This window comes from Streptomyces swartbergensis, from assembly GCF_002148965.1.
Taxonomy (GTDB): Bacteria; Actinomycetota; Actinomycetes; order Streptomycetales; family Streptomycetaceae; genus Streptomyces; species Streptomyces swartbergensis.
Genome location: NZ_NGFN01000481.1, coordinates 1 through 5,190, shown reverse-complemented (window position 1 = coordinate 5,190; position 5,190 = coordinate 1). Strand labels below are relative to the sequence as shown.

Annotated in this window: 5 protein-coding genes and 1 pseudogene; all 6 read left to right on the top strand. The window is 70.3% G+C overall.

Annotated features, from left to right (window positions below):
- The coding region (locus CA983_RS40455) for an MFS transporter (RefSeq protein WP_086605670.1) at positions 1-1,478 on the top strand (1,478 nt) is incomplete at its 5' end.
- The gene (locus tag CA983_RS40450) at positions 1,475-2,419 is read left to right on the top strand and encodes a fumarylacetoacetate hydrolase family protein (protein WP_086605669.1); all 945 of its coding nucleotides are present in this window, start codon (positions 1,475-1,477) and stop codon (positions 2,417-2,419) included. The genes CA983_RS40455 and CA983_RS40450, both read left to right, overlap by 4 nt.
- Before the next feature lie 74 nt (positions 2,420-2,493).
- Entirely contained in the window at positions 2,494-3,258 is a 765-nt protein-coding gene (locus tag CA983_RS40445) for a CoA transferase subunit A (RefSeq protein WP_208637147.1), read from the top strand.
- Positions 3,258-3,908 (top strand): CoA transferase subunit B, encoded by a 651-nt coding sequence (locus tag CA983_RS40440; protein ID WP_086605667.1) that lies wholly within the window; start codon positions 3,258-3,260, stop codon positions 3,906-3,908. The genes CA983_RS40445 and CA983_RS40440 overlap by 1 nt, the downstream gene beginning before the upstream one ends.
- Positions 3,909-4,157: 249 nt before the next feature.
- Positions 4,158-4,517, top strand: coding sequence for a transposase family protein (locus tag CA983_RS40435; protein WP_158101938.1), 360 nt, complete (start codon positions 4,158-4,160; stop codon positions 4,515-4,517).
- Between the two features lie 534 nt (positions 4,518-5,051).
- A pseudogene (locus CA983_RS49825) lies at positions 5,052-5,190 on the top strand (rhamnogalacturonan lyase family protein); the annotation flags it as partial.

Below are 5,190 nucleotides of genomic sequence, written 5' to 3'. Positions count from 1 at the left end.
GCCTGGTGCTGCCCGCCGCGATCAACGGCGAGATGCAGCGCACGCTCCAGACGTCCGGTGCGGAACTGACCTGGATCAGTGACGCCTTTCTGGTGCCCGCCGCCGTCCTGGCGCTGACCTTCGGCGTCGTGGGCGACCGCTACGGCCGTAAGAAACTCGTCGTTGTCGCGGCGCTGCTGGCCGCCGTCGGCTATTTGGTGTCCGCGACCTCCGACACCCCGGCCCAGCTGATCACTGGCCAGGCGATCTCCGGCATCGGGGCCGCCGCGCTCTTCCCCGCCTCCCTGACGATGATCACCGCGATCACGACCACCCCGGCCGCACGCGCCAGGGGCCTGGCCTCCTGGACCGCAGCCCTGTCGCTCGGCGCCTTCATCGCCCCCCTCATGTCCGGGGGCATCGTCGAACACGCGCCCTTCCAGTGGGCATTCGGCGTGACGGGCGTGCTCGCCGTGATCACCGCCGTGGCGGCCTGGCTGCTGGCCACCGAGTCCAGCGCCCCCGAGGGCCGGTCACTGGACTGGCCGGGGCAGATCACCATCGCAGTGGCCATGCTCGCCCTGCTGTACGGCATCATCCAGGGTCCCTCGGACGGCTGGGGCTCGGCCCCCATCGTCGCCTCCTTCGTCACCTTCGCCGTCTTCATCGCCGCGTTCGTCGTGGTGGAGAACCGCAGCGCGGCCCCGATGCTGAGGCTGAGCCTCTTCCGTATCCCGGCGTTCGCCGCGTCGGCCGCGATGGCGGTGATCGGCATGCTGGGCTTCCTCGGCGGCGCGTACGACCTGAGCATCCGCCTCGGTGTCATCCAGCACCAGAGCCCCTTCGAGGCCGCGATACCGGTCATGATCATCCAGGCGTGCACGCCGTTCATCTGGCCCCTGCTGGTCCGTCTGCTGCACCGCATCGGACCCGGGCCCATGCTCGTCACCGGCTTCCTGGCGATGGCCGCGGGCCAGCTGTGGCTGCGGGCGCTGCCGATCCACGAGACCGCTCTGCTGCCCATGCTGGGCCCGCTGATTCTGAACGGCGTCGGCTTCGGCCTGGTCGTCGCCGCGCTCACCGCCGCCGCTGTCAACGTCGTACCGCAGAACCTGACCGGCATGGCAGCAGCCACCACCAGCCTGGTCCGCGACCTCGGCCAGACCCTCGGCCCGGCCGTCGTCGGCGCTGTCGCCCTCGGCATGGCCGCCAGCCGGCTGACCGGGAGCCTCGCGGATGCCGGGCTCACCCCGAAGGAGCACGGCATCGCCTCCGCCATCCTGCACGAGGGCGGCCCGCTCGCCCTGCACACCGTCGACCTCGGGCCACTCAGCGCCAAGCTCGCCCCCTACACCACGGATGCCCTGGCCCACGGCTACAACAACGGACTGATCCTCACCGCCGCCGCCTGCGCGAGCGCCGCCGTGATCGCCACCGTCTTCGTCGGCTTCCGACCGAGCGGCACCGCGCCGGCCGAGGCGGAGGGGAGCGCGGCGTGAAGTTCGCGAGCTTCGTCCACGACGGGAAACGGCAGTCGGGAGTCGTCGCCGACGACCAGCTCCACCCCTTCGAGCACCCCGTCGACCTCCTGGACCTGATCGTGGAAGGGGAGGAGGCCCTGCGCGCGTGGGGAGAACGCGCCCTGACCGCCTCCCTGCCCGTGCCCCTGGCCGAGGCGCACCTGCTGCCTCCGCTGCAGCCGCCCACCGTTCGCGACTACATGACCTTCGAGAGCCATGTCGCGGGAGTCGCACGGGGATACGGCGACACCGTCCCCGAGGAGTGGTACACCGCGCCCGCGTTCTACTTCACCAACCCGTACGCGATGATCGGCGCCCACGACGACGTGCCGGTACCGCCGGGCTGCGGGCTCTTCGACTTCGAACTCGAAGTCGCCGCCGTCATCGGCAAGGCGGGCCGGGATCTGACGCCCGAGCAGGCACGCGACCACATCCTCGGCTACACGATCCTCAACGACTGGTCCGCCCGCGACCTCCAGGGCCGCGAAATGAGAGTCAAACTCGGCCCGGCCAAGGGGAAGGACAGCTCCACCACCCTCGGTCCCTGGCTCGTCACCGCCGACGAACTCGAACCCCACCGTGACGCCGACGGCCTCCTCGACCTCACCCTCGCCGTCGCCGTCAACGGCAACACGGTCGGACGGGACCGACTGGCCAACATGGCCTGGACATTCGAGGAGATGGCCGCCTACGCCTCCCGTGGCACCTGGATCCGCCCCGGCGACGTCCTGGGCTCCGGAACCTGCGGCAACGGCGGCTGCCTGGCCGAACTCTGGGGCCGCCACGGCATCCTCGAACCACCGCCCCTCGTCCCCGGCGACAGCGTCACCATGACAGTCGAGGGCATCGGCACCATCAGCAACACCGTCATCGGGGGCGTCGCCCCGGTGCCTCTGCCACCTGCCCGCCGCAGGCGATGACCACCGTGCGATGAGCTCTGGCACCACCCCGGTGCCGGACACAGCGTCCGGCACCGGAGAAAGGCATGAACAACGTGGACAAGGTCATGGCCTCGGCCGCCGAGGCGGTCGCCGACATACCGCAAGGAGCGTCGCTGGCGGTGGGCGGCTTCGGTCTGTGCGGCATACCCACCGTGCTCATCAACGCCCTGCACGCCCAGGGCGCCGGCGGACTGCGCGTGGTCTCCAACAACTGCGGCGTGGACGGGCAGGGCCTCGGCGTCCTGCTGGCGGCCGGCCGGATCGTCCGGGTGACCGGCTCCTACGTCGGCGAGAACAAGGAGTTCGCCCGCCAGTACCTCGCCGGTGAACTGGAGGTGGAACTCACCCCGCAGGGCACCCTCGCCGAACGGCTGCGCGCCGGCGGCACCGGCATCCCCGCCTTTTACACCCCCGCCGGGGTCGGCACCCAGGTCGCCGACGGCGGCCTGCCCTGGCGCTACGGCCCGGACGGCAGCGTCACGGTGGCCTCCCCGCCCAAGGAGACACGCACCTTCCGCGGCCGGGCGTACGTCCTGGAGGAGGCCATCACCACCGACTTCGCCCTGGTACGGGCCGCCCGCGGCGACCGGCACGGCAACCTCGTCTTCCACCGCAGCGCCGCCAACTTCAATCCCCTCGCGGCCATGGCCGGCCGGACCACCATCGCCGAGGTCGAGGAACTCGTCGAACCCGGCGCCATCGACCCCGACGCCGTCCACCTGCCCGGCATCTACGTCGACCGGGTCGTGGGCCCCGTCCCCGCCGACGACAAGGGCATCGAGAAGCGCACCGTCCGCACGCGTGAGGAGCGGCACTGATGGCCTGGACCCGCGACCAGATGGCGGCCCGCGCCGCCCGCGAACTGCCCGACGGCTCCTACGTCAACCTGGGCATCGGACTGCCCACCCTTATCCCCAACCACCTCCCGCCCGGCGTCCACATGGTGTTGCACTCGGAGAACGGCATCCTGGGCACCGGTCCCTACCCCTACGACGATGAGGTCGACCCCGACCTGATCAACGCGGGCAAGGAGACCGTCACTGTGCTGCCCGGCGCCTCCTTCTTCGACTCGGCACGGTCCTTCGGGATGATCCGCGGTGGCCGCATCGACGTCGCCGTGCTGGGCGGCATGCAGGTCTCCGCGGCCGGTGACCTCGCCAACTGGACCGTACCCGGCAAGATGATCAAAGGCATGGGCGGTGCCATGGACCTGGTGCACGGCGCCCGCAAGGTCATCATCCTCATGGAGCACACCGCCAAGGACGGCTCACCGAAGATCGTTGACGAGTGCACGCTTCCGCTGACCGGGCGCGCCTGCGTCCACCGGATCATCACCGACCTCGCCGTCCTCGACATCACGGCCGACGGCCTGTTCCTGGTCGAACTCGCCCCTGAAGTGTCCCTCGCGGACGTCCGCGAGCGCACCGAACCGGAGGTTCGAATGGCACTCTCCGTCCCCCACAGCTGACCCCGTTAGGAAGAACCCTCCGCATGTGTCCTGTCCTCACCCCACCCCTCCAGTAGGCAGCGGCTCACACCGGGGCCAGCCGGCGCCGCTCCCTCCAGAGACTGGAGGGAGCGCAGCCGTCGGCGCACTGATGTGTACTGCGAGTACGAAGACCCTCCCGTCCGCCGGACGGAAGGGCCCATGACCAGGTGTTTCTCTGCGCCCCCGGCAGGTTTCGAACCTGCGACACCCGCGTTAAACGATACGACGATGCTGCTCGGTCTCGACGGGGTGTCCGTCGCCCGGGTCGAGCGGCTGGCGGATGGGACACGCCGAGTCCACTTGGTCACGGCCGATGAGAGGGCCCGAGCCTGCCCGGCCTGCGGCGTATTCGCCACCCGGGTAAAGAGCTCCGCGACCACCCGGCCCCGCGATCTGCCGTACGGCGAGCGCGGACTGGAGTTCCGCTGGCACAAGCGTCGCTGGTGGTGCCGGGAGCCCGGCTGCCCGCGCCGGTCCTTCACCGAGCAGATCCCGCAGCTACCGGCCGGCGCGAGGATCACCATGCGACTGCGCGGTGCCGCCGGGCGGCGAATACGCGACGCCGCCTCCACCGTCATCCTCGAATAAAGCCAACGTTACGTACCACGCAGTTTCCAGACCTTACCCACGCCTGGGCATCCGTAGACATCGTCGAACTCACGCATCCGAACAAGGCCGGACATCAAGCTGCGACAGAATCCTTGACGCCACCTCAGCAGCTTCCTACGCTCCCCTGGGAGCGTTCCCACACCCGCCGAAGTGAACGATCACCTTTGCCTCACCTGCCCCACCAGACCCGTTCACTCTGCAGACCCCCCACGCATCGGAGGCCATCGTGACCCCACGCATCGGCGCACCGCCCCCACAGCGCGAGCGTGGAGACCGAGAGCCCGGTCGAGAGGCCGCCCGATCTGCGACATCACCACCGCCGCCACACCGGCCGCCGCACTCGCCGAACTGCCGCAGACGGCACAGCCCGCGACGGCGCGGCAGGTGGAACGTCTCGGCCGCGGCCTGAACCGGCGTCCACACCGGCAGCGGGGACCTGATGCCGTGGCGGTGGCTCGACACCGATCCCTGCGATGTGCGTTCGACGTCTCCCGGGGCAGCCCAAGCTCAACTCTGTCGGGGGACATCCTCGGCGACCGGCGCGAGGAGGTCGTCCGGCCCACCACCGACAACCGAGCCCTACGCACCTGCAGCACGCCGCACCAACCGGGACGCGGATCACCACGCTGCCCCACGACACGCAGTACGGCAC